Below are 20,862 nucleotides of genomic sequence, written 5' to 3'. Positions count from 1 at the left end.
GGGAAATAACGATCGATGTGGGCAATTTTGAGTGGAATTGACGGAAATCTGGCAGCTTACGAGGCGGTACTTGCCGATCTCAAGCGCCAGCGAGTTGCAGTGGAAGAACTGTATATTCTGGGAGATTTAGTGGGACCAAACCCAGAAACAGAAAGATTAGTCCGACGGGTGCGATCGCCACGTCAAGGGGAACTCCATCCTCAAGTCTGCCGGGGATGGTGGGAGGAGCAGTGTTTTATTCTACACGGAATCGGCTCTACCACCGAGCCTATTGAGATCGTCTCGCAATATGGAGTAAATATAGTCAAGCTGCTTTGGGATAGCATTTCTCGCCAGAGTGTAGAATGGCTGCGAACGCTTGACTTTGGATTTCACGACCTCGGCTGCCTGTTAATTCATGGCAGCACGGTCGGCGTTGATGACAAGCTCACTCCAGAAACTCCCCCGCCACAGATGTTAGATCGTCTCCTGCGTGCCGATGCCAACAATTTGTTTTGCGGTCGGTCGGGTTTAGCCTTTGTGTATCAGGTGCAGTCAGGTTCCGTAGCTGTAGGGGTGACAACACTCGACACTCAACCATCTCCGGCAACACTCAGCGTTACACCACGGCGAATTATTGGTGTAGGAAACGTTGGCAAAGAGCCAGGAATTGCTACCTATACTCTTTATCATCCCAACACCGAGCGGGTGGAATTCAAAACTGTTCGTTATGGTACTAGCAAAGGATTCCCAGTGCGTCACGCCATGAGGAATTAGAAAACTATCGAGATCTTTTCTTGCAAATAATTGCCAATTATTTGCATTAAGCTTTATACTGCTTCTTAGTCATAGAGTCAGCGTTAGTCATCTTGATTCAGATTCAAATTATATGGTTCTAACTTGTACCCCAGTCTTACCGACTGGGCTAACGCAGCGTACCTTCCACCGCCGCGATGCAATCGCACTACAACCCAATATCTTGTGGCGCATTGAACGGGGAGTTGTCCGCACCTTGACGTGGAGCGAGTCAGGAACGACTGTCGTGCTGGGATACTGGGGCAGTGGGGATGTCGTAGGTCAAGCTCTGTCTAGAGTTCAGCCCTATCAAATCGAGTGCGTTACGGGTGTAGCAGCTAGCTATATTCCTTCACACGAGTGTGACAAAGTATTGGAGGCGATATTTTGCCATACTCAACAAACTGAAGAACTCCTTTCGATTGTTCGCCAGGAAAGCGTGTACCTGCGCTTGCTACAACTCTTGACTTGGTTAGCTGGAAAATTCGGTCATCCCGTCGAGCAAGGACAGTCGCTCGACCTGCAACTGACTCATCAAGCTCTAGCAGATACAATTGGTGCAACGCGAGTGACAGTAACTCGTCTACTCGCTCAATTCGAGCATTCAGGAATCATTCATCGCCACCGCCGCCATATTATTCTCTTACAGTAGGCGAGTCCAACTGTAGTTGGCAGGGCAGACACATCCCAAAAAACTCTAGAGTGTGATAGTAGATTTTGAAGGGTAGGGACTGGTGCAAAGTCGCTTCTAGTTCGCGGACGGGACAATCCTCTAGAGGAATGGAAGTACCGCAGCCAAGACAAGTCAAGTAGTGCGTGTCTGAATGCACCAGACTGTAGAGCGACTCGCCGTTAACCGTCCGAGATTGCACCAATCCCCTAAGTTTCAAAGCTTCTAAACCACGATAAACTGTCGCCAACCCAATAGTGCGATCGCGGTTGCGTAGTTCTACATACAGGTCTTGAGCGGAGATGGGGCGGTCTATCTGTTTGAGCAACTGGAGAATAGATTCTTGAGAGCGAGTTATTCGAGGACTCATAAGCACTTAATGCGTATGTGAATACTTCCAATTAGAGGCATGACAGCAGTTAAGCGGTAGGTCAAGCGCCCCGTTCGGTATCCACGTTTGCCCACAATCACATTTGGGTAGTTGGCAACTTTGCCACAGTAAAGATGGCAATGCCAGTCTTATAATAATGATTATCATTTTTATTCTACCCATGTCTGACGTAAATCGTTCCACTGACAGCACACCAACCCTTCTCTATCGCCCTCGTCGCCTGCGTCGATCGCCAGCTCTACGACGAATGGTGCGAGAAACTCAACTGGGTGTAGACGACCTGATCTATCCCCTATTTGTGATGGAAGGTGAGAGGCAGAAAATTGAAATTGCTTCCATGCCAGGTTGTTACCGCTATTCTCTGGATTTATTGCTTAAAGAAGTGGCGGAGGCATGTGAGTTAGGCATTAATGCGATCGCCCTGTTTCCAGTCATTCCAGAAGCGAAAAAAGATGCGACTGGCACGGAGAGCTACAACCCTAATGGATTGGTACAGCAAACAGTCAGGGCAATTAAGCAAACAGTACCGGAGATGGTTGTCATTACCGATGTTGCCCTCGACCCCTTCAGCACTCACGGACACGATGGCATTGTCGATGAAAATGGCATTGTTCTGAACGATCCCACTGTTGAAGTCTTAGTAAAAATGGCGCTTTCTCAGGCAGCAGCCGGAGCTGATATGGTTGCTCCTTCCGACATGATGGATGGGAGAGTTGGTGCAATTCGTAAGGCGCTAGATGCAGCAGGCTACATCGATGTGGGAATTCTTGCCTACTCTGCTAAGTACGCCTCTGCTTATTACGGTCCGTTTCGAGATGCGCTGGATTCAGCGCCCAAGTTTGGTGACAAGAAAACTTACCAAATGGATGCTGCCAATGCTAGAGAAGCTTTAAAAGAAGTTAGCTTGGATATTGCCCAGGGAGCAGATATTGTCATGGTGAAACCCGCTTTAGCTTACCTCGACATCATCCATCAAGTTCGCAACGCTACAAGTTTGCCAGTTGCAGCATACAACGTCAGTGGCGAGTACGCCACGATTAAAGCAGCGGCTCAGATGGGTTGGATTGACGAGAAAAAAATTATTCTAGAAACCCTGACCAGCATGAAACGAGCTGGTGCTGACTTGATTCTGACTTATTTTGCTAAAGAAGTGGCTCTGATGTTGCGGTAGCTGTTGAAGTTATGTCGGTAACTTAAAAGCCAGATCTGCGATCGCTACCATTCTCCTCTATCTACCCCGATAGAAATTGACTAACTCGGTATTCTCCATTCTTACCTGAGTTAGAATGATAATGATTATCAAAATATAAGTCATGGTTGGATCTTTAGTTCGGTCTAGTTACCCAATGCAGCAAAGCGACGAGCAGCAACTGCTGCTAATTCGTCACACTTGCGCTCATCTGTTGGCAATGGCAGTACAAACGCTATTTCCAGAGACAAAAGTTACCATTGGTCCAACCACAGAAACAGGTTTTTACTATGACTTCGATCGCACTCAACCCTTTACGCCGGATGACCTACCCGCGATCGAAGCACAAATGCGACGGCTGATTCGGGCTAACCTACCAATTATTCGGGAAGAAGTAGACCGAGAACAGATGCGGGTTGAGATCGAGCGGCTAAACGAGCCTTACAAGCTAGAAATCCTCGACAGCATTCCCACAGGGGAGACAATTAGCCGTTACTTTATCGGCAATCCCGATGCTGGTAGAGGGACAAGCGAGATAGAATGTTCATTATTTGACCCAGCAACTTTACCACCAAGCGAATTTTGGTGGGATTTGTGTGCGGGTCCTCATTTAAACTTTACTGGCGAAATCGATCCCGACGCTTTCACGCTCTTAAGTATTGCTGGTGCTTACTGGCGTGGCGATGAAACTAAGCCTCAGTTGCAACGGATTTACGGCACGGCTTGGGAAACACCAGCACAATTGCAAGCTTACCTGCAACAAAAAGAAGAAGCACTGCAGCGCGACCATCGCAAATTAGGACAAGACTTAAAACTTTTCAGTATCCAAGAAGATGCTGGCGGTGGCTTAGTCTTCTGGCTTCCCCGTGGAGCAACTATCCGCAACATTATTGAGGATTACTGGAAAAAAGCTCACCTAGAAGCGGGTTATCAGTTACTTTATACCCCTCATCTTGCCGATTTGGAACTGTGGAGAACATCAGGACACTTTGATTTTTATCGAGAGAACATGTTTGACTCGATGCAGATCGAAGACCGAGATTATCAAATTAAGCCCATGAACTGTCCCTTTCATGTTTTGGCTTACAAACACGAACTGCATTCTTACCGCGAGTTCCCTTTGCGCTTTGCCGAGTTAGGGACAGTTTATCGCTACGAGCGATCGGGCGTGCTGCATGGCTTGATGCGCGTGCGGGGATTTACTCAAGATGACGCTCACATTTTCTGTTTGCCCGACCAAATTACGGCTGAAATTTTGGGGGTGCTGAATCTGACCGAGAAAATCTTATCGGATTTTGGCTTTAAAAATTACCAGGTGAATTTGTCTACTCGTCCGCCTAAATCGGTTGGCAGCGATCGCGTCTGGGCATTGGCAACAACCGCTTTAAAACAAGCCTTGAATACTAAAGCCTGGGATTATGTTGAGGATGTTGGCGGTGGTGCTTTCTACGGTCCTAAGATTGACATCAAAATTCAGGATGCGATCGGTCGTCTGTGGCAATGTTCTACGATTCAGGTAGACTTCAATCTGCCTGAAAGATTCGACATGCAATATGTCGCCGACAATGGCACGCGCCAACGCCCGATAATGATTCACCGCGCTATTTTTGGCTCGTTGGAAAGATTCTTTGGGATTTTGATTGAAAATTACGCTGGCGATTTTCCGTTGTGGATTTCCCCTGTACAACTGCGTTTATTACCGATTAACAACGAAGTCCGAGAATATGTGGAGTCAGTGGCAGCTACTTTGAAAAAGGCAGGATTTAGGGTAGAAGTCGATCGTAGCGGCGATCGCTTGGGTAAGCTGATTCGCACGGCTGAATTAGAAAAAATTCCCGTCGTGGCTGTGGTGGGGAAAAAAGAAATAGAAACACAAACTTTGAGCGTACGGACGCGCCAGCAGGGAGAATTAGGACAGTTAACTTTGCCTGCATTGCAAGAACACTTGCAACAGCCAATTCAAGCAAAAACTACACTGTAGTTCATGAGGTGAGTTTATGGGTTCTACTCAAACTATAACTGGCTTGTCTTCTACTTCCAATAGTCGTTGGGCGCGGGGTTGTGACGCGATCGCGCGAGGTTGGTTGTGGAATTTCTTACTCATCTTCCTCGGTAGTGCTAGTAGTGTAGTTTATCCTCATCCTCCATTAGTCAGTTTTGCCACCATCGCAGGTGCAACCCTTACTTGCAAGAAAGCGGCGATCGCGACTATGGCAATTTGGTTAGTCAATCAAGTTTATGGCTACAGCCTCCGCGACTATCCCCGCACTAGCGAATCGATCGCGTGGGGTGTAATTATAGGTTTGGGAACGCTACTCGTGACGCTGCTGGCAAGTCTCAAACCTAAGTTTAGTCGCGAGAAAATCGGCGGTCATTTTCTCTGGCTGGGAGTCAGTTTTGTAGGTGGATTTATCTTATTTGAAGGCTTGATTCTCCTAACTGGAATTTTTCCAGGCATCTCGCACAATCTAACTCCAGCAATTCTCATGCGCTTGCTAATTAAGGAAAGTATCTGGATAGTTCCTCTAGCATTGGCACATATGTTTTTAGTCAGGCGATCGCAAATTGTAAGTTGATTGTTGAGTTTGGCATTTTTGGCAACGATGAATTTATTCTCCAAATCTAACGCTAGAGCAGAACCAGAGAGAGTCCAACAAATAAAAACTTGGATTTACGAGCTATTGCAACTCGATCTAGATACTCCTATTTCTATTATTCAATTACGCTGCAACGAACCTGGCTGTCCGCTACTGGAAACAGCGATCGCCGTGATGACTGTTCCTACCAAAACCTACAAAATTCATAAACCAATTGCCGAAATAGCATTTACAGATATTGCTAACGCTATGCAGCAGAAGTAGTAGAAATCGAGTCAATTTTCTATGACTAAACACGCTTTATTTGTCTGTAAATCTTGCATGTATTCTCTTCATCAACGAGAATATATGGGTAAGCGAGGAGGCTGGTATTTGCTCGATCGATTGCTATCTCTGTCGGAAAGTTGGCAATTGCGAGCGTCATTTGTCATTCAACCAGTAGAATGCCTGAGCGCGTGTAAACGTCCTTGTGCTGTAGCTTTAGCTGCACCGCATAAAACAACTCTCATGTTTGGTGACTTGCCACCTTTAGAAAGCGCAGCAGCCGTATTGCAACTAGCATCACAATACTACAACAGTACTGATGGCATCGTTCCGCGCCAGGAAAGACCGGAGATCTTGCAAAAAGGGATTTTGGCGCGAATTCCGCCTTTCCCTCAAGAAAGGCAATGCAACTATGAAAACGACTAGAAAAAACTTGGATGTAGTCATTGTAGGCGCAGGTGCAGCTGGGGTGGGTTGCGGTGTAGTACTACACGATCTGGGCATCAAAAATTTTGTCATCTTAGAGCGCGATCGCGTGGGCGCAACATTTAGCCGCTGGTCCGCAGAAATGCGCTTTATCACCCCCTCTTTTCCCAGTCACGGCTTTGGTTTGTTGGATCTCAATGCGGTTGTTTGGGATACTTCCCCAGCCATAGCATTCAAGCGCGAGCATCTCACGGGCAAGGAATACGCGCTCTACTTGCAAACCGTTGTCGATTATTACCATCTGCCCGTACAGACAGGGGTAGATGTGCAAAAAATTGACCCATTACCCCAGCAACAGGGTTTTCTCCTCAAAACTTCAGCAGGCGAGATCCGCTGCCGTTTTGTCATTTGGGCGGCGGGAGAATTTCAATATCCTCGCCTTCACCCATTTCCTGGAGCAGAACTATGTATCCATAACTCTCAGGTAAGTTCTTGGAGAGAAATACCGGGCGATGAATTTCTGATCGTTGGCGGCTATGAGAGCGGGATGGATGCGGCTACTAATCTAGTAGCCTTGGGAAAACGAGTGCGAGTTATAGATCGTGCTACCAGTTGGGCGAACGACCACACCGATCCGAGTATTTCCCTGTCTCCCTACACGGTAGAGCGATTGAAAATTGCTTATTCCACTGGTCTGCTTGAATTGGTTAACGACACCTGTGTAGAAGAGGTGAAGCGCGTCAAGGACGGCTATGCAGTGTATAGCGAGTATAACAAATGGATGAGTCTCACTCCTCCGATCCTGTGTACGGGCTTTACGGGAAGCCTCAGCTTAATTGCTAACTTATTTAGCTGGCAAGACGGGCAAGCATTGCTGACTGCTCAGGATGAGTCTACCCGCACCCCTGGATTATTTGTGGTAGGACCGAGCGTGCGTCACGGGCAAGTCATCTTCTGTTTTATCTATAAATTTCGGCAGCGGTTTGCAGTTGTTGCCGAAGCGATCGCCTACCGCATGGGATTAGATACTTCACCCTTAGACGTTTATCGCCAAAACGGTCTGTTTTTAGAAGATCTTTCCTGCTGTGGCAATGACTGTATCTGCTAGAGGAAACTATGTACCCGACGACAAAAGAATCGCCTGGTTCAGATTATTCGGATTGCGAATATTCCTAATTGGTACGAAGAAGCGCGTGATTTTTCCCAGACAGCGCCTCTTATTTGAAGCATTGCCCCAAGCACAATTAGAAATTTATACAGGTGAGTTCCCTAGTGCCGTTCTCTCGGATCGAATTCCATACCAGTGCCTGCGAGTAATTAGCTAAGCTCTCCATTATGCATGGTTATGACTCCGAGCTTTGAGCTTGACAGCTTGCTAAAACATTCTCAAGGGCTAACGATCCAGTATTATGAGAATGGTTATCATTATATACATGCTGCTTCCAAGTTTATATGCCGTCTGTCACCAAGCCTTTACCCCCTAGCTTAGAGCTTATTGTGCGGCGGTTCCAGCAGATTTCGGAACCTAAGCGACGCTATGAATATCTACTCTGGTTTGCCAAGCGGGTGCCAGAATTACCCGAGACTGAGAAAATCCCAGAGAATAAGGTGCTGGGGTGCGTATCCCAGGTTTATATCGCGGCGGCTTTAACAGATGGTAAAGTCACCTTCTGCGGAGATGCCGACGCTCAAATTACCAAAGGACTAGTAGGTTTGCTGATGGAAGGATTAAATGGATTAACACCCGACGAGATTGCTCAACTGACACCAGAATTTATCCAGCAAACCGGACTGAACGTGAGTCTTACCCCTTCCCGCAGCAATGGCTTTTACAACATCTTCCAGATGATGCAGAAAAAGGCTGTGGCGTGCCAACTTACCAATCCACAATTATTCAAATAGGGGGCATTATGACTAGCACCATCACTTCTCCAACCGAAACAGCTCTAGCAATTCCTAAACGGGGAATGCCCGTGACCATCATTACAGGTTTTTTAGGCAGCGGCAAAACAACTTTGTTAAACTACATTTTAAGCAATCGCCAAGATTTGAAGGTGGCAGTTTTAGTCAACGAGTTTGGCGATATCAACATCGATAGTCAATTACTGGTATCGATGGATGAAGACATGGTAGAACTCAGCAATGGTTGTATTTGCTGCACGATTAATGATGGGTTAGTAGATGCAGTTTATCGAGTGCTGGAGCAAGGCGATCGCGTAGATTACATGGTAATTGAAACAACAGGTGTTGCCGATCCACTACCAATTATCCTGACGTTTTTGGGGACAGAATTGCGGGACTTAACCCACTTGGACTCAATTGTAACCGTTGTTGACACTGAGACATTTACACCAGAGCATTTTGAGAGTGAAGCGGCGTTGAAACAGATTGCTTATGCAGATATGACTTTGTTGAACAAAACCGATCTTGCCTCTCCAGAGAAGGTGAAGGAGTTGGAGGCATACATCAACACGGTAAAAGTAGGAGCCAGAATTCTCCACACTCAACATGGTAAAGCGCCATTGCCATTGATTTTAGATGCCCAGTTGACTCAGCCAGAGGCATACCGAGAATTTCTGGATGAAGAAGCAACCGCAGGCGAGGAGCATGACGAGCATAAGCATGACGAGCATCATCACCACGAACACGATCGCCACGAACATCATCATCACGAGCATCACCATCACCATTCCCACCACTTAGAAAATGATGGATTTGTGTCGGTATCGTTTGAGAGCGATCGCCCAATGGATGTGAAAAAGTTTGAATCTTTTTTGCAAGAACAGTTACCCAAAGATGTATTCCGTGCCAAAGGCATTCTCTGGTTTTCAGATAGCGATTTGCGTAACATTTTTCAACTGAGCGGTCCCCGCTTCGACCTGCAAGCAGAAGAGTGGCGCACCCCACCCAAAAACCAGGTTGTTTTCATTGGGCGCAATCTGAATGCAGATGAAATCAAGCAAAATCTGACTTGCTGCCTTGCTTGAAACTAAGCTTTCAGCAGTTCAGCCGTCTGCTGGAAAAAGGGGCGCTGCGTGCCGCACCCCCATTTTTACGGCTGTTTATCACCTCATCTAATTCACTCATGACATTTTCGATTTCACCAGACGAGATTCTGAAACAATCTGCGATCGCCACAGCAAAGTCACCCGTTTCTGAAGCAGAGATGATGCAAGCCGTTCGCACGTTGCTGTTAGGCATGGGTGAAGATCCCGATCGCGAAGGTTTGCGCGATACGCCTAAACGAGTTGTAAAAGCACTCAAATTTCTCACATCTGGCTATCGTCAATCCCTAGACGAACTGCTCAACGGAGCTATCTTCCACGAAGATGCGGATGAAATGGTTCTGGTACGGGATATCGATTTGTTTAGCTCTTGCGAACATCATATTTTACCAATTATTGGTAGAGCGCATGTTGCCTATATTCCCAACGGTAAAGTCATTGGCTTATCCAAAATTGCCCGCATTTGTGAAATGTACGCTCGTCGCTTGCAAGTGCAGGAACGCCTGACGGTTCAGATTGCCGATGCGCTTCAGGGTTTATTGAAGCCACAAGGAGTTGCGGTAGTGGTCGAAGCAACTCATATGTGCATGGTGATGCGCGGCGTGCAGAAACCTGGGTCTTGGACGGTTAGTAGTGCCATGCGTGGGGTCTTTGCAGACGATGCCAAAACTCGCCAGGAGTTTATGAGTTTAGTGCGGCACTCTCCAGCATTCCATTAGATCGACTCTTTCACCTTAAGGTAACGATCTTCATGCCACCGTTGCCTCTTTTCTCCTGTTCTATTCTGCCGATTCTGAGTTTATACATGCTGGAAACCCTTGCCATCTCGCCTCAACTAATCCCTGTAACCATCATCACCGGATTTTTGGGGAGTGGTAAAACAACCTTACTCAATCAAATTCTGCAAAACTTGAATGGCTGGAAAGTGGCTGTTTTGGTTAACGAGTTTGGTGACATCAATATTGATAGTCAGTTGTTGATTGCTGTCGATGAGGAGACGATCGAGCTGACCAACGGCTGTATCTGTTGCACGATCAACGACAATCTAGCTGATGTCGTCTATCGGCTGTTAGAACGGCGCGATCGGCTCGACTATCTCGTAGTAGAAACTACAGGAGTGGCTAATCCGCTTCCCATTGCCCTGACATTTCTGGGGACAGAACTGCGAAACATGACGCATCTGGACTCGATCGTCACCGTTGTGGACGTGGAAAACTTTACGTTGAAAGAGCATTACGCCAGTGAAGCCGCTCTGAGTCAAATTACTTATGGTGACATAATTCTTTTGAATAAAACGGATTTAGTGTCTGAGACAACTGTAGATGCGATTGAAAATCAAATCCGCGATATTAAAGAAGGAACCAGAATTTTGCGCTCTGAATATGGAAAAGTTCCTTTGCCATTAATTCTAGATGTCAATCTTGCCGAAGCCGGATCTTTCCCCCAAGCATTAGCCGCCGCCGATCTCCCTTCCAACCATCTCAATAATGATGGGTTGATGTCAGTATCATTTCGGAGCGATCGACCCTTTGCCTTGAAGAAATTTCAACAGTTTCTCGATTACCATCTGCCGGAAAATGTATTTCGAGCCAAAGGGATTTTGTGGTTTGTCGAAAGCCCCAAACGCCATATATTTCAACTCAGCGGTAAACGCTTCACCATTAACGATAGCGAGTGGGAGTCATCCCCCAAAAATCAAATGGTGTTAATTGGACGCAAGCTCAATCCTTTATTTCTGCAACAGATGTTGAATAACTGTTTAACTTGGTAACGTCAATGAACTCAAATACTCTGACAAACGAAAATCTGCTCTGGATCGAACGACTGAAGTTTAACGATCGGGGAATAATTCCGGCGATCGCTCAAGATTATCGGGACAATACCGTTTTGATGATGGCATGGATGAATCGGGAATCGATTCAGCGCACCTTAGAAACAGGCGAAGTTCACTACTGGAGCCGCTCCCGTGCGGAACTTTGGCACAAAGGGGCGACAAGCGGACATATCCAGAAGGTGAAACAGCTTTTTTATGACTGCGATCGCGACACGATTCTAATTAAAATCGAACAGGTAGGTGATATTGCCTGCCATATGGGAGCGAGAAGTTGCTTTTTCAACTTCGTGCCTATTTACCCTCGCTAAAATACTCTCCGTTCCGCTTTAACAGATTTTTAGCCAGAATGCTTGGTGACAACTCCCACCGCTAACTGCACTGACCCTAGCACAAAAGGCAGAAAACAAGGCTCTCAGTCGAGAACGAGTGCTGTGTGAAAATGCTTTTGCAGGTGTGAAGCGATACAATGCAGTGGCAGCAATTTACAGGCATCGCGTGTCTGATTTTGATGACCGACTGATGCTGATTGCCGCAGGATTGTGGAACTTCTATTTAGATGCTGCCTAAATTGGCATAGTCGAGAGAGTCATTGGTTGTTTCCACTTTATAATTTTTATTTCCCCACAACTCTAATGTCTGGTGGGTGGATCGCCCACTACACCGCGCAGCGTACAATTGACTGCTTTAGTTGCACGCGATCGCACAAGTTCCTGCACTTGATGCAGAGCAGTCAATCGAACCGCTATGCACGCTAGGTTAATTTACCAGGTTTGGGACTGGCTTGAGTTAGTGACCCTGCCACGATGAGGTAAAATTGCCGCTACGGCGCTCCCTAACAGGTCAAACCAATTCGGGATCGCACACTTTTGCAATGCCAAGTTGTTTGACGTTGAGAAAGCTGCATTCAATCTTGAGCCATATCGAACCAGTTGTTATCTTCTCCAGTCTTAAATAATTAGCTAAATTTAAGATGTATGTTTTCGATAGCTGCATTTTGGTTGCAGCACTACGCTCTCGACGAGGTGCTAGTTTTTTGATTCTGAGCGCTCTGAGGCAACGAGTTATTACTGGATGTCTTTCAGAAGCCCTTTTTCTGGAATACGCTGATGTGTTGAAGCGCGATGAGAACCTACGACAGTTTTGGACTTCACCAGAGGAGGTCGATGTGGTGCTAGGAGTGCTGGCAGATGTTTTGCAGCCAGTTCCTATCTATTTCCAATGGCGACCGCAACTAAGCGATCCCAATGACGAAAGAGTTATAGAATGTGCTATTAATGCTCAGGCTACGGCAATTGTCACGTTTAACGAACGAGATTCCCTGCCCTCTACATCACAATTCGGCATTGCAGTAATTCAGCCTGGAGTTTTAGTTCGAGCTTTGAATTTAAAGGAGCGTTTAAGCGAATGAGTTCTTATCTATTGCAATTACCGGAAGAGTTAATCCAAGAAGTACGGCAGTTAGCTGCGGCAAGTCAAATCCCCTTAGAGCAATGGTTGATTGCTGCGATTACCCAACAGCTAGAAGTCGAACGCTCTCTATCTCGCTTGCGGCAAGCTTCCCAAGTCGCTGATTACGAGAGATTTGACCAGATTTTGGCAAGAGTGCCAGACATCGAACCAATGCTGGGAGATGAACTTTAACATACTTGTCGCGTTCCTCAATCGATGTCCTGGGTTCCACAGTATCTACCCCTGTCTTATAGCCTTTGATTCTTTGCTCTTCCACGATCGCTTCAACCAAGTTGGGCAAAACCTACTAAGCGCGAGCAGATGCAGCCATTCTTCCTGCGATCGCGACCTCGAACAGCGGGCAAAGCAACAAGGAACTCGCCCTACATCGGAACAGCCCTTACCTCAAACCGAGGTGATGCAAGCCAGTTATCATGCCGTGCTGCGGCTCGCTGCTAAGAATAACCCATTCATTAAGAAATTCGACATGAATTCACTAGGTTTATATGAAACAAACTGATTTTTAGCAACGAGGCGATCGCATCATAGCTCTAGCCAGTGGTAGTGTATTCTTGGGTGTTCTAGTCGGTCAAATTCCTGGAGCTATTGTTGGGACTACTTGCTGCTGTATACGCTTGGTTTACGGATTGAGAAACATAAACAGCACTCCCTTGTTACACTGGCTGTTGAGCTGACTCTTGCCCAGAACTTGTGTTGAGTCTTGAGTATGCCTTGCCTGTGCCTTGCTCAAACTTGCACTGCCTCACTCCCCTCACTAACTCCTAAATTCCCTCTGATTAAACGTAGAACAAAAAAGCTATTGTACGCCTGGTTAGAGCTAATTGCCGAACTAAACGTATACTAAAATAACTGTATACTTGCTCTAAGTAGATTTAGGCGACCCCTACTGCTAACTCAACTGCCAGCTTAGTGCTACTAGCAACAGCAATTAAGCGATCGCTATGACCAAATTGAGCCACCTTAGCCTTGAAGCTTGGTAGGAGCAGAACATGCTTAATAAGATTTTTCTGGTAGTGAATCAGCTCTGTCAAAGTTATTTCCCTTTACGATTGCAGTTTTCTAGCCACTCTATTTAGGGCTAAGCGCTGCTCGTATTTGCGATCGATCTCTAAGGTAAATTCTGCTAGCTCTTTAGCCTTCTGTTCTGTGGTTTTCACTAGTTCTAGCACTTCTTTTAGTTTCGCTGCTTCAGTGTCAGTCATGGGGGATTGTGTCATAGTTAGTCATCTAAACGAGTCTTGTCTTGATGCTATTTGCATTCATTTTAACTTCGATCGCTTTTCCCAGAATTAGTCCTAAATCTTCGACTGTATCCCGAACAAGCTCAACAGGCACATCTTCTGGTGAGATTCGCTGCACGAGAACTTGAATTCTGAGTCTATGAATTTCTACAAAGAAGAGAATATTATTTAACAAGGCAAATAATTGAGCGAGAATCTCATTGTCAAAAGGGACAGCCTTTGTCTAATTATGTTTAGTCCCTCTGATGAAGTCCACCAGCAACTCAAACAGCTATTCGATTAGTGGTTCGATCGTCGCAGCAAGCTCTGTTGGTTAAGTCTTCATGAGTTTAGCCAATCAAGCAGCGATCGCATCCTCACTAGCTCGTCCAACAACTCCTTGCAGGTGAATGATGGCAGTAGACTGGAACCAGCTCAAATCTCGCTACCTCCAAGACGACTTCTCAACTCGGCTTGGTGGAATTGCTTCAAACTTAGCTAGGGCTAGATCGTTGCTTGACTCTGGCACTAACGAGCAAGTCGCCCTTCAACTGCTCCGCGAAAGCTAGTTTTTTATCGAGTGGACTGCTCCAGATGCTAGTGAGGATGTCGCTACCCAGTTAGTCGAACTCCAACGCCTACTTAGCTTCTGGCACTACCACTGGTCATCACTGTGGTCTAATGCCGAGCAGCGCCAGAGTATTGCCCACCAAGCTCAAGAATGGTCCAATCGCCTTCTCGACTACTCCGGTCTCCTCGCCAGCTAGCCACTGCTAAAACTCCTACAACCTAAAGGGAGAGAAGGAACCAACTTCACTGCCCCCTAGCCTCTAGCTAGCTCGTTCGATCCGATCGCTTGAGGATGAAAATCTGCTAACTATAGCAGTTGCTAGCGGCGATCGTTCGCGGTGGCTCTAGCTGAAACCTTTGCGCTTAGTATTTAAGGGGATTAAATAACAGTATCTGGCAGATGTCGAGCACCGTGCACAACGCGCGCGATTTCGATGCTCGACTCGATTTCACGGTAAACAATCAAGTGGCAACTAGGGAATACCGCAGTTGTGGCACAATATCAGAACGTGCTTGACCAAGCCCTAGATTATCAGCTAGCATCCGACCGGAATGTCTCTATCCGGTCAAGCAATCTATCTGCTGCTGCTGGATTGTCAGTAGCAAAGCTTACTACCAATTTTCAAGTGATGCAGACTGACACAGCAGTTTTGATACTGCTGGAAACATTGGCTCTGGCAAGTGGTTTATACAGTCTCCTACTTCCCAGCAGCGATCGCTATCTTCTCCTCTATAACCGTACATTCTTTCCGCTAAATCGTATATTTATACGCTTAAGCCAGCTAGCCTTAGAGGTAGGCACGTTCGACTGCACGCCAAAGCAGTTCATTCAAAACTTGCTACTCAACACCGCGATCGAAATCGCTCAAAACTTGACTTCACCTACCTACCCCTCATCTCTTATCCATAACCCAAGCGCCCCTAACAGTACCCATGAGCAATGCCACTCGGTTTGACCTCAGCAGAGAAGAAATTATTGCTCGATACCGTCAACGCATTGCCAAAGGCGATCGCACCAAGCTGACCAAATACGAGTTAGAACAACTAGCACTACATTTTGTCGAGCGATTAAAGACACTCAACTCCCAAGCTGAAATTCAAGCTTTGTGCGAAGCTGAAATTACATTGCTAGAAGAGGGCTATCCCCAAGCAACGATCGCTGGCAACCAAATACCCTTATACCGCCGATCGATCGAAGATGCAATTTCTACAGGCGCTCTGCCCCTAACTGATGAAAATAGTCATGTAGTGACTTGGACTAAGCACAATACTGGAGAACCTGGACAAACCCAGGAACACTTCGCTCTTTACTACCTCAAATACGATCGAGCTATCTACCAACAGATTCATGGAGAAGGTACGGCAGCTAATAATAGCAGACAAGATAACCTACAACCCGTACCACTGCAACGCTACCTCGATACAGCCGTTGAATTGCTATCATCAAACGACGAGCGACAGCTAGCGATCGCTCTGGCTGCACTCACGGGTAGGCGGCACACCGAAGTAATTAGCAAGGGTCAGTTCCAACCGACTCACCATCCCTACCTTCTACATTTTCAGGGGCAGCAGAAAAAGCAGATTGGTGAAGGCGAGGCTTCCCCTGCATTCGACATTCTCACGCTCGTACCTGCTGCCCAAGTGCTAGAGGGTATCGAACGGTTCCGCACGCTGCCTGCTATCCAACAATTAGAAGGAGTGAATAGCAAAGACCCCAAAATGCGCGTGCTCAATACTCGGATTGACCGAGAGGTAAAGCATTTGTTTCAGGACAGCGGCATCGTACCCGTGTTGGCTGGCAAGAAGACTGTTTCGATTCATCGGCTCAGAGGCGTGTATAGGGCGATCGCCATTCATTTCTTCTGCCCTCCCACCAAACACGAGCATCGCTTCCTTCAGCACTACCTCGGACACGTACTCGACCAACAGCAGGCTGCACCCAATAGCATAGCGACTAGTCATTATTTTCATTACCGATTAGTTAACCAGCAGGGTCAACCCTTAGAAGGTCAAGGAGTGCTACTGGATGCTAATGGGCTACCACCCCTAGAGCGGGATGAAGTACAGCTAGAGCCAACACAGCCACTACCTCAAGAGGAATCAATCGCACCACTAGAGTCTGTAGAGCCAGTGCCACCAGCCCAAAGTGTACGGGTAGAACCAGAGCAGATCGAACTTACCTCCAATGAAAGCCAACGTGCGATCGCTTCACCAAATGATTCAACCAAGAGCGATCCCACTCCACCACGCCAACATAGTTTGTTAAGAATTTTTAAGGACGAGCATGACCGCTGGCTGGCTGTATTGGATGCTCTCTGCCCTCAATGCGACAACCAGCAGGAGAAAACCGCTGCCCTGCTGCAATGGGTGGAAGCACGACTTAATAGCTCTACAACAGATATCGCCCAAGCCTCTCCAGCAGCTAATGGAGTCACGCCAGAGCTGGTCGAAGCAAAATCTGCTTCTGCTGAGGCTGCTGAAGGGAGTCAACACGAACCCACGCTCCCAGCCATGACTCCAGCAGTAGCAGAAGGAACGATCGCGCAGGTAGTGGTAGACCAAGCTCGAACCTTAAGTTGGCTTACAGGCAGGATTGAAGCACTTGAAGCTGAAATTGCTACGCTCAAACAACAACGCGAACAAGCCAGCGCAACTGTCGAGCAATCTAGCCAGTTACAGCAGGAGATCCAACGCCTCAAACTAGAGAATCGGCAGCTCCAGCAGGCGGCAGCACGATTTGAAGCTGCCAGAGCTGCTCTGTTGGGCGATCGCAACTCCACACCCCAAACAGCCCCAACAATAGCTCGAAGTGTTGATTCTGCTCCTAACTCTGGGTCAGTATGGCATGACCAAGAGCAAGTGCAAGTGCAAACCCAACAACAGCAACTGCCGAATACTACCACTCCTACCCCGACTCAGATTTCCGGCTCGGCTGCACCTAAACCAGCTAGAAGTGGTGGAGCAAAGGAGCGGGCTCAACGTATCTTTGCTGCTATTTGTGAATGGAACCAACAACATCCCCAAGATACTTGGGCGATGACTGTTGGTTTACTAGAAGAGACTTTCGGCATCAATCGTAAGGCGGCTAAGGAGTTTATTAGTGCGAATCAGAATTTAATTGAAGAACACCACGCCCAGATTGGTGTTGACAATCAACGCGGGCATAATCGCGGTAAGGATGCAGCAGCACTCAAGGCATTTGTGCAGCAGTTTGAAGCATGAAGCGATCGCCTCATTCTGTTCAGGCATCTTTCGTGCCTAACTTTTCTGGGAGACGACAAATAAAGTTAGGCTCTACAACAAGTCGAGCTGGCTGTTTCTACAGTGAAAAAGTTAGGCTCTACAATAAGTTAGGCTCTACACGGTGTTTATCCGCATCAAACAAGTTAAAGGCAACAGCTGTTTCTATTTGATGCAGTCGCAGCGGGTCGAAGGTAAGCCCCACCCCGTCCCCAAGACGATCGCCTATTTGGGCAATCGGGATCGGGCGATCTCTCGCTTGGAAGCTTCCGATTATTCAGCCAAAGATAAACTGCTCTCACAAGTGCGGGCGGCAACACCTTCTGTCGGTAAGAACCACAGTAAACGCGGTCGTCCCAAGCAAAATCCTCCGGCATAACAATCCAATTCCAACAATAAATTCGACATTGGTAGGAAAGATGAAAGTGTTTAAGGAGATGATTTCAGATGACCGAGCCAAATATTCGCCACCAAGAATTAGACCTTGAAGAATGAAAGAATATATCGTTGCGATCGCTATCTAGTGCATCGCCCGCTCGACGCGAGCGCAATTGAAATGATTTGGCGATGCTTTGCAATTAAATTACCAGGAAAATGAAACCAGAAACTAGAAATGCATTGCTAAAAGCTTACACACAATTACAACAAATTATTGACGATCTGTATGAAGCCGCCGATCATGCCTTAGAAAATGATGACTTTGAGTCCGCCAGCGAACCTAGCTACTAGAGCGGATAAACTTTATGAAGAAGCTGAAAATTTGGAATTTGTCATTTCCGAACTGGAGGATAGATGAAAACCGTTGAACAATTAAGGACTCGCATTCGGGAACTCAGTAAGCAAGCTGTTGAACTGAGACGAAAAGGTTCCCAAGTATACGAAACTAACCAGGAGCAAGCCAAACACTTCCGGCAACAAGCAAGAGAAGCTATGAAGCGTTGCCAAGTTCTCATACAAGAATTGAAACGCCAACAGACTCATAGCTAACAACTAGCTCACCGATCTTGTTAAAGTCAAGTTTGCCTTTGACTGCTATGTGGGAAGAGCCATAAAAAACTGACAATTATCGATGAAAAGTACACCAGCTGCGAGAGCGCGATCGCATCAATAGCAGTATCATGGCATCTACAAACCTTTTCGGCAATGTTCTGCTCGTGCCTCCATCTCCACCACCGAAGAAGATACCGTTTCAACAGCGGCGCAAACGCGAGTTCCTCTACCTGCACGAAATCGATGCCATTATCGCTGCCCTCGCGCAAACCCGCGCCGCGACTCGTAATACGGCAATCGCAATGCTACTATTTTGCCAAGCCCTGCAACCCGTCGAAGCTTGTTATCTGCGTTGGCATGACGTTGACTTTGCCGAAAACATCATAAGAGTCGCACGCCTTCGCACCCTACCAACTCGTTGGGGTCAACCCCCTAGCAATGTGCAACCCCTGAGTTCAACTGAAATTGACATCCTGCAACAGCTCCATGCGATGCGCGGTGAGAGTTGGTTATTCGTCTCCGAACGGCAGACCCGTCTGGCGGAGCGCTCGCTGCACCATCTGATTCAACAAGCTGGAAAGAGCGCGGACATTCCATTCCCTATCCACCCTTACATGCTGCGAACTACTGGTTTATTTTACCGCGCTGCCCTGCTACTCCAACCTACCTCTCTATCTTTACGGCAATGTTGTCTGCTATGGAACTGGCACGGCACGAAGGTGGCGCTTACCCCAGAGCAAGAGCAAGAATATCAGACAATTACAAAATTTCAAGAAGACTCCTTCTTAGCTGCAATTAGGCGTTTGCGGGCTTTTACGGGGATCGGGCACTATCAAAACGTTATCGATTACCTGCTGGGTGCTTACGCTTTATTTCTCCAGCTTCAAAGCATTCCCCAAGACTACTGGCTCGCTGCTATTGACTGGTACGCCTAATACATTGCCGAAAACATTCTAGACCAACTAGGTCTTCTTCAACTTTAGCCCTCGCACGGCGTTGCGCTTCGCCGCCTCAGAGCGTCGGTCGTACTTAGCGGTAGTCGCTAAAGAGGCGTGACCGGCTAACTGCTGCACCGAGAAGGGGTCGGTATTAGCGTCAAACAAGTCCGAGCAAAAGGTGCGACGGAAGTCATGCGGCGAAAACCGTTCGACTCCCGCTTTAGTCGCCCGCTCCCGTATCAGCTTGTAGATGCCATCTCCATCGGGGGCAAAATGTCGCAGTTCGACCCGACCGCCCTTGTTGACGGGGCAAATCAATGCCCCTGGACAATTCCCTCTAACTGCCAGCCACTCCTTTAAGATCCCGAGCGCTTCAGGGGTGAGATAAACAACGCGCTTTTTCCCACCTTTACCGCGCCAGATAACGAGGGAGCCATTGCTACGGTTTAGATCGGCAAGCGTCAGTTGCGCTAGCTCTTGCCGCCGCATCCCGCCAATTCGCAGCAGGGCAATAACAGCCGCATCCCGCAGGTCGAGGGGCGTATAGGGAGAGCAACTTGCAATCAGAGCGTCAATTTCTGCTGCGCTTAAGGCACGACCCCGCAGTTCCCCCGACGCTTTGACGTTGGCGAGATCGGTCACTTTGGTATAGTCGGCAAATTCCATCAAGTCCAACCGATAAGCTTCTTTAAGCACCCGCCGCAGGGCGACGAGCATTTTATTTACCGTTGCAGGAGCGAGACGCTGCTTGAGGGCAGTGCGGACGGCAACCGTATGGCGGTAGCGTAGTTTAGACCAGTCTAGAGTCAAGCAATCGCATTCCCCATCTGTCAATACAGAAGCGATCTCATTCAAGGAAGAGCGCATGGCACGCTGCGACCCCTCACTTAAAGTGCCGAGGTAAACGGCAGCCGGATGTAGGGTGAGAGCGATCGGCTCAATTCGTTTGAGTCCGGTAATTTCAGCCCGATCTAACAACGCCATTGCTCTTGGAAATATGCCTTCTCAAGAGCTATTGTTTCATAAAACTACCCCGTTTTTTCGTTGGTGTCGGGAAAGCGCAGAAGTTGAAAAGTGTGATATTACGTGCAAAGTGAGATCGCGCTGGAGCACTCGGGCGATCGCCTCTGCAATTCCAACCGCCTTTTTTTCTCGGTTGCTGCAACCAAGCCGTCAAGTCAGTAGCAAAGAGCAAAGTTTAACAGTAACTCACTTAATTCATCTAGTTGCTCGATAGACAGGCGGGCATGAGTTTATAGGTTTGCTCTCCTAAACACTACAGCT

General features: G+C 47.4%; 30 protein-coding genes. 25 read left to right on the top strand and 5 right to left on the bottom strand.

Going from position 1 to position 20,862, the window contains the following annotated elements:
• The first annotated feature begins 15 nt into the window (after nucleotides 1-15).
• A complete protein-coding gene (locus M5J74_RS19235; protein ID WP_250012778.1) occupies nucleotides 16-756 on the top strand; it encodes a metallophosphoesterase in 741 nt (246 codons plus the stop codon).
• Between the two features lie 112 nt (nucleotides 757-868).
• Nucleotides 869-1,426 carry a Crp/Fnr family transcriptional regulator gene (locus tag M5J74_RS19230; protein WP_106217921.1) on the top strand — a complete coding sequence of 186 codons (558 nt, stop codon included), beginning with the start codon at nucleotides 869-871 and terminating at the stop codon, nucleotides 1,424-1,426.
• Here M5J74_RS19230 and M5J74_RS19225 read toward each other — a convergent pair.
• The gene (locus M5J74_RS19225; protein WP_106217920.1) at nucleotides 1,410-1,814 is read right to left on the bottom strand and encodes a Fur family transcriptional regulator; all 405 of its coding nucleotides are present in this window, start codon (nucleotides 1,812-1,814) and stop codon (nucleotides 1,410-1,412) included. The genes M5J74_RS19230 and M5J74_RS19225 overlap by 17 nt on opposite strands.
• A gap of 181 nt (nucleotides 1,815-1,995) precedes the next feature.
• On the opposite strand from M5J74_RS19225, the gene hemB reads away from it, so the two are divergent.
• The 15 genes from hemB (at nucleotide 1,996) to M5J74_RS19150 (ending at nucleotide 13,119) form a co-directional block, all read left to right on the top strand.
• Complete coding sequence (gene hemB / locus M5J74_RS19220) at nucleotides 1,996-3,006, top strand: porphobilinogen synthase (protein ID WP_250012777.1); 1,011 nt, start codon at nucleotides 1,996-1,998, stop codon at nucleotides 3,004-3,006.
• A 142-nt stretch (nucleotides 3,007-3,148) separates the two neighbouring features.
• Entirely contained in the window at nucleotides 3,149-5,005 is a 1,857-nt protein-coding gene (gene thrS, locus M5J74_RS19215) for a threonine--tRNA ligase (RefSeq protein ID WP_250012776.1), read from the top strand.
• A 16-nt stretch (nucleotides 5,006-5,021) separates the two neighbouring features.
• Nucleotides 5,022-5,600 (top strand): hypothetical protein, encoded by a 579-nt coding sequence (locus M5J74_RS19210; protein ID WP_250012775.1) that lies wholly within the window; start codon nucleotides 5,022-5,024, stop codon nucleotides 5,598-5,600.
• 27 nt (nucleotides 5,601-5,627) lie between these two features.
• On the top strand, nucleotides 5,628-5,885 hold the full coding sequence (locus M5J74_RS19205; protein WP_106216942.1) for a hypothetical protein: 258 nt from the start codon (nucleotides 5,628-5,630) through the stop codon (nucleotides 5,883-5,885).
• 21 nt (nucleotides 5,886-5,906) lie between these two features.
• Nucleotides 5,907-6,311 carry a DUF1636 domain-containing protein gene (locus M5J74_RS19200; protein ID WP_250012774.1) on the top strand — a complete coding sequence of 135 codons (405 nt, stop codon included), beginning with the start codon at nucleotides 5,907-5,909 and terminating at the stop codon, nucleotides 6,309-6,311.
• Nucleotides 6,298-7,419, top strand: a complete 1,122-nt coding sequence (locus M5J74_RS19195; RefSeq protein WP_250012773.1) for an NAD(P)/FAD-dependent oxidoreductase — start codon at nucleotides 6,298-6,300, stop codon at nucleotides 7,417-7,419. The genes M5J74_RS19200 and M5J74_RS19195 overlap by 14 nt, the downstream gene beginning before the upstream one ends.
• On the top strand, nucleotides 7,403-7,636 hold the full coding sequence (locus M5J74_RS19190) for a DUF1830 domain-containing protein (protein ID WP_015155759.1): 234 nt from the start codon (nucleotides 7,403-7,405) through the stop codon (nucleotides 7,634-7,636). The genes M5J74_RS19195 and M5J74_RS19190 overlap by 17 nt, the downstream gene beginning before the upstream one ends.
• A 127-nt stretch (nucleotides 7,637-7,763) precedes the next feature.
• A complete protein-coding gene (locus M5J74_RS19185) occupies nucleotides 7,764-8,213 on the top strand; it encodes a SufE family protein (protein ID WP_015155760.1) in 450 nt (149 codons plus the stop codon).
• An 8-nt stretch (nucleotides 8,214-8,221) separates the two neighbouring features.
• A complete protein-coding gene (locus M5J74_RS19180) occupies nucleotides 8,222-9,298 on the top strand; it encodes a GTP-binding protein (RefSeq protein ID WP_015155761.1) in 1,077 nt (358 codons plus the stop codon).
• 98 nt (nucleotides 9,299-9,396) lie between these two features.
• Nucleotides 9,397-10,035: a GTP cyclohydrolase I FolE gene (gene folE / locus M5J74_RS19175; RefSeq protein WP_015155762.1), complete on the top strand. Its 639-nt coding sequence runs from the start codon at nucleotides 9,397-9,399 to the stop codon at nucleotides 10,033-10,035.
• Nucleotides 10,036-10,121: 86 nt separating this feature from the next.
• Nucleotides 10,122-11,087: a GTP-binding protein gene (locus M5J74_RS19170; RefSeq protein WP_041462529.1), complete on the top strand. Its 966-nt coding sequence runs from the start codon at nucleotides 10,122-10,124 to the stop codon at nucleotides 11,085-11,087.
• 5 nt (nucleotides 11,088-11,092) lie between these two features.
• Nucleotides 11,093-11,458 (top strand): phosphoribosyl-AMP cyclohydrolase, encoded by a 366-nt coding sequence (gene hisI / locus M5J74_RS19165; RefSeq protein WP_015155764.1) that lies wholly within the window; start codon nucleotides 11,093-11,095, stop codon nucleotides 11,456-11,458.
• Nucleotides 11,459-12,120: 662 nt separating this feature from the next.
• Entirely contained in the window at nucleotides 12,121-12,558 is a 438-nt protein-coding gene (locus M5J74_RS19160; protein ID WP_106167494.1) for a putative toxin-antitoxin system toxin component, PIN family, read from the top strand.
• The gene (locus M5J74_RS19155; protein WP_250012771.1) at nucleotides 12,555-12,791 is read left to right on the top strand and encodes a CopG family transcriptional regulator; all 237 of its coding nucleotides are present in this window, start codon (nucleotides 12,555-12,557) and stop codon (nucleotides 12,789-12,791) included. Before M5J74_RS19160 ends, M5J74_RS19155 begins: the two co-directional genes overlap by 4 nt.
• Nucleotides 12,781-13,119 carry a hypothetical protein gene (locus tag M5J74_RS19150; RefSeq protein ID WP_250012770.1) on the top strand — a complete coding sequence of 113 codons (339 nt, stop codon included), beginning with the start codon at nucleotides 12,781-12,783 and terminating at the stop codon, nucleotides 13,117-13,119. The genes M5J74_RS19155 and M5J74_RS19150 overlap by 11 nt, the downstream gene beginning before the upstream one ends.
• Before the next feature lie 373 nt (nucleotides 13,120-13,492).
• Here M5J74_RS19150 and M5J74_RS19145 read toward each other — a convergent pair whose 3' ends face one another.
• The 3 genes from M5J74_RS19145 to M5J74_RS19135 are packed head-to-tail and all read right to left on the bottom strand — an operon-like array spanning nucleotide 13,493 to nucleotide 14,036.
• Nucleotides 13,493-13,651, bottom strand: coding sequence for a hypothetical protein (locus M5J74_RS19145; RefSeq protein WP_181245443.1), 159 nt, complete (start codon nucleotides 13,649-13,651; stop codon nucleotides 13,493-13,495).
• Nucleotides 13,652-13,663: 12 nt separating this feature from the next.
• A complete protein-coding gene (locus M5J74_RS19140; protein WP_250012769.1) occupies nucleotides 13,664-13,837 on the bottom strand; it encodes a hypothetical protein in 174 nt (57 codons plus the stop codon).
• Nucleotides 13,838-13,847: 10 nt separating this feature from the next.
• Nucleotides 13,848-14,036, bottom strand: coding sequence for a hypothetical protein (locus M5J74_RS19135; RefSeq protein ID WP_146139792.1), 189 nt, complete (start codon nucleotides 14,034-14,036; stop codon nucleotides 13,848-13,850).
• Between the two features lie 214 nt (nucleotides 14,037-14,250).
• Between M5J74_RS19135 and M5J74_RS19130 the strand changes: the two genes are divergently transcribed.
• The 7 genes from M5J74_RS19130 to M5J74_RS19105 all read left to right on the top strand — a co-directional run bounded on the left by M5J74_RS19130 (nucleotide 14,251) and on the right by M5J74_RS19105 (nucleotide 19,575).
• On the top strand, nucleotides 14,251-14,409 hold the full coding sequence (locus tag M5J74_RS19130) for a hypothetical protein (RefSeq protein ID WP_250012768.1): 159 nt from the start codon (nucleotides 14,251-14,253) through the stop codon (nucleotides 14,407-14,409).
• 492 nt (nucleotides 14,410-14,901) lie between these two features.
• Nucleotides 14,902-15,366 (top strand): hypothetical protein, encoded by a 465-nt coding sequence (locus M5J74_RS19125; protein WP_181245441.1) that lies wholly within the window; start codon nucleotides 14,902-14,904, stop codon nucleotides 15,364-15,366.
• Nucleotides 15,344-17,632 carry a telomere resolvase gene (locus tag M5J74_RS19120; protein ID WP_250012767.1) on the top strand — a complete coding sequence of 763 codons (2,289 nt, stop codon included), beginning with the start codon at nucleotides 15,344-15,346 and terminating at the stop codon, nucleotides 17,630-17,632. Before M5J74_RS19125 ends, M5J74_RS19120 begins: the two co-directional genes overlap by 23 nt.
• Nucleotides 17,633-17,774: 142 nt before the next feature.
• Nucleotides 17,775-18,029 (top strand): hypothetical protein, encoded by a 255-nt coding sequence (locus M5J74_RS19115; protein ID WP_250012766.1) that lies wholly within the window; start codon nucleotides 17,775-17,777, stop codon nucleotides 18,027-18,029.
• A gap of 215 nt (nucleotides 18,030-18,244) precedes the next feature.
• Nucleotides 18,245-18,379, top strand: coding sequence for a hypothetical protein (locus M5J74_RS32820; RefSeq protein ID WP_256498540.1), 135 nt, complete (start codon nucleotides 18,245-18,247; stop codon nucleotides 18,377-18,379).
• Nucleotides 18,380-18,442: 63 nt separating this feature from the next.
• Nucleotides 18,443-18,637: a hypothetical protein gene (locus M5J74_RS19110; RefSeq protein WP_015155772.1), complete on the top strand. Its 195-nt coding sequence runs from the start codon at nucleotides 18,443-18,445 to the stop codon at nucleotides 18,635-18,637.
• Between the two features lie 131 nt (nucleotides 18,638-18,768).
• Nucleotides 18,769-19,575 (top strand): tyrosine-type recombinase/integrase, encoded by an 807-nt coding sequence (locus M5J74_RS19105; RefSeq protein ID WP_015155773.1) that lies wholly within the window; start codon nucleotides 18,769-18,771, stop codon nucleotides 19,573-19,575.
• Nucleotides 19,576-19,602: 27 nt separating this feature from the next.
• Here M5J74_RS19105 and M5J74_RS19100 read toward each other — a convergent pair whose 3' ends face one another.
• On the bottom strand, nucleotides 19,603-20,562 hold the full coding sequence (locus M5J74_RS19100) for a tyrosine-type recombinase/integrase (protein ID WP_015155774.1): 960 nt from the start codon (nucleotides 20,560-20,562) through the stop codon (nucleotides 19,603-19,605).
• A 109-nt stretch (nucleotides 20,563-20,671) separates the two neighbouring features.
• On the opposite strand from M5J74_RS19100, the gene M5J74_RS19095 reads away from it, so the two are divergent.
• A complete protein-coding gene (locus M5J74_RS19095; RefSeq protein WP_181824197.1) occupies nucleotides 20,672-20,815 on the top strand; it encodes a hypothetical protein in 144 nt (47 codons plus the stop codon).
• Nucleotides 20,816-20,862 lie beyond the last annotated feature (47 nt).

It is taken from the genome of Chroococcidiopsis sp. CCNUC1, assembly GCF_023546805.1.
GTDB classification, from domain to species: Bacteria; Cyanobacteriota; Cyanobacteriia; order Cyanobacteriales; family Chroococcidiopsidaceae; genus Chroococcidiopsis; species Chroococcidiopsis thermalis.
Note: the sequence above shows the minus strand (reverse complement) of the source record. Positions and strands in the feature narration are given on the sequence as shown.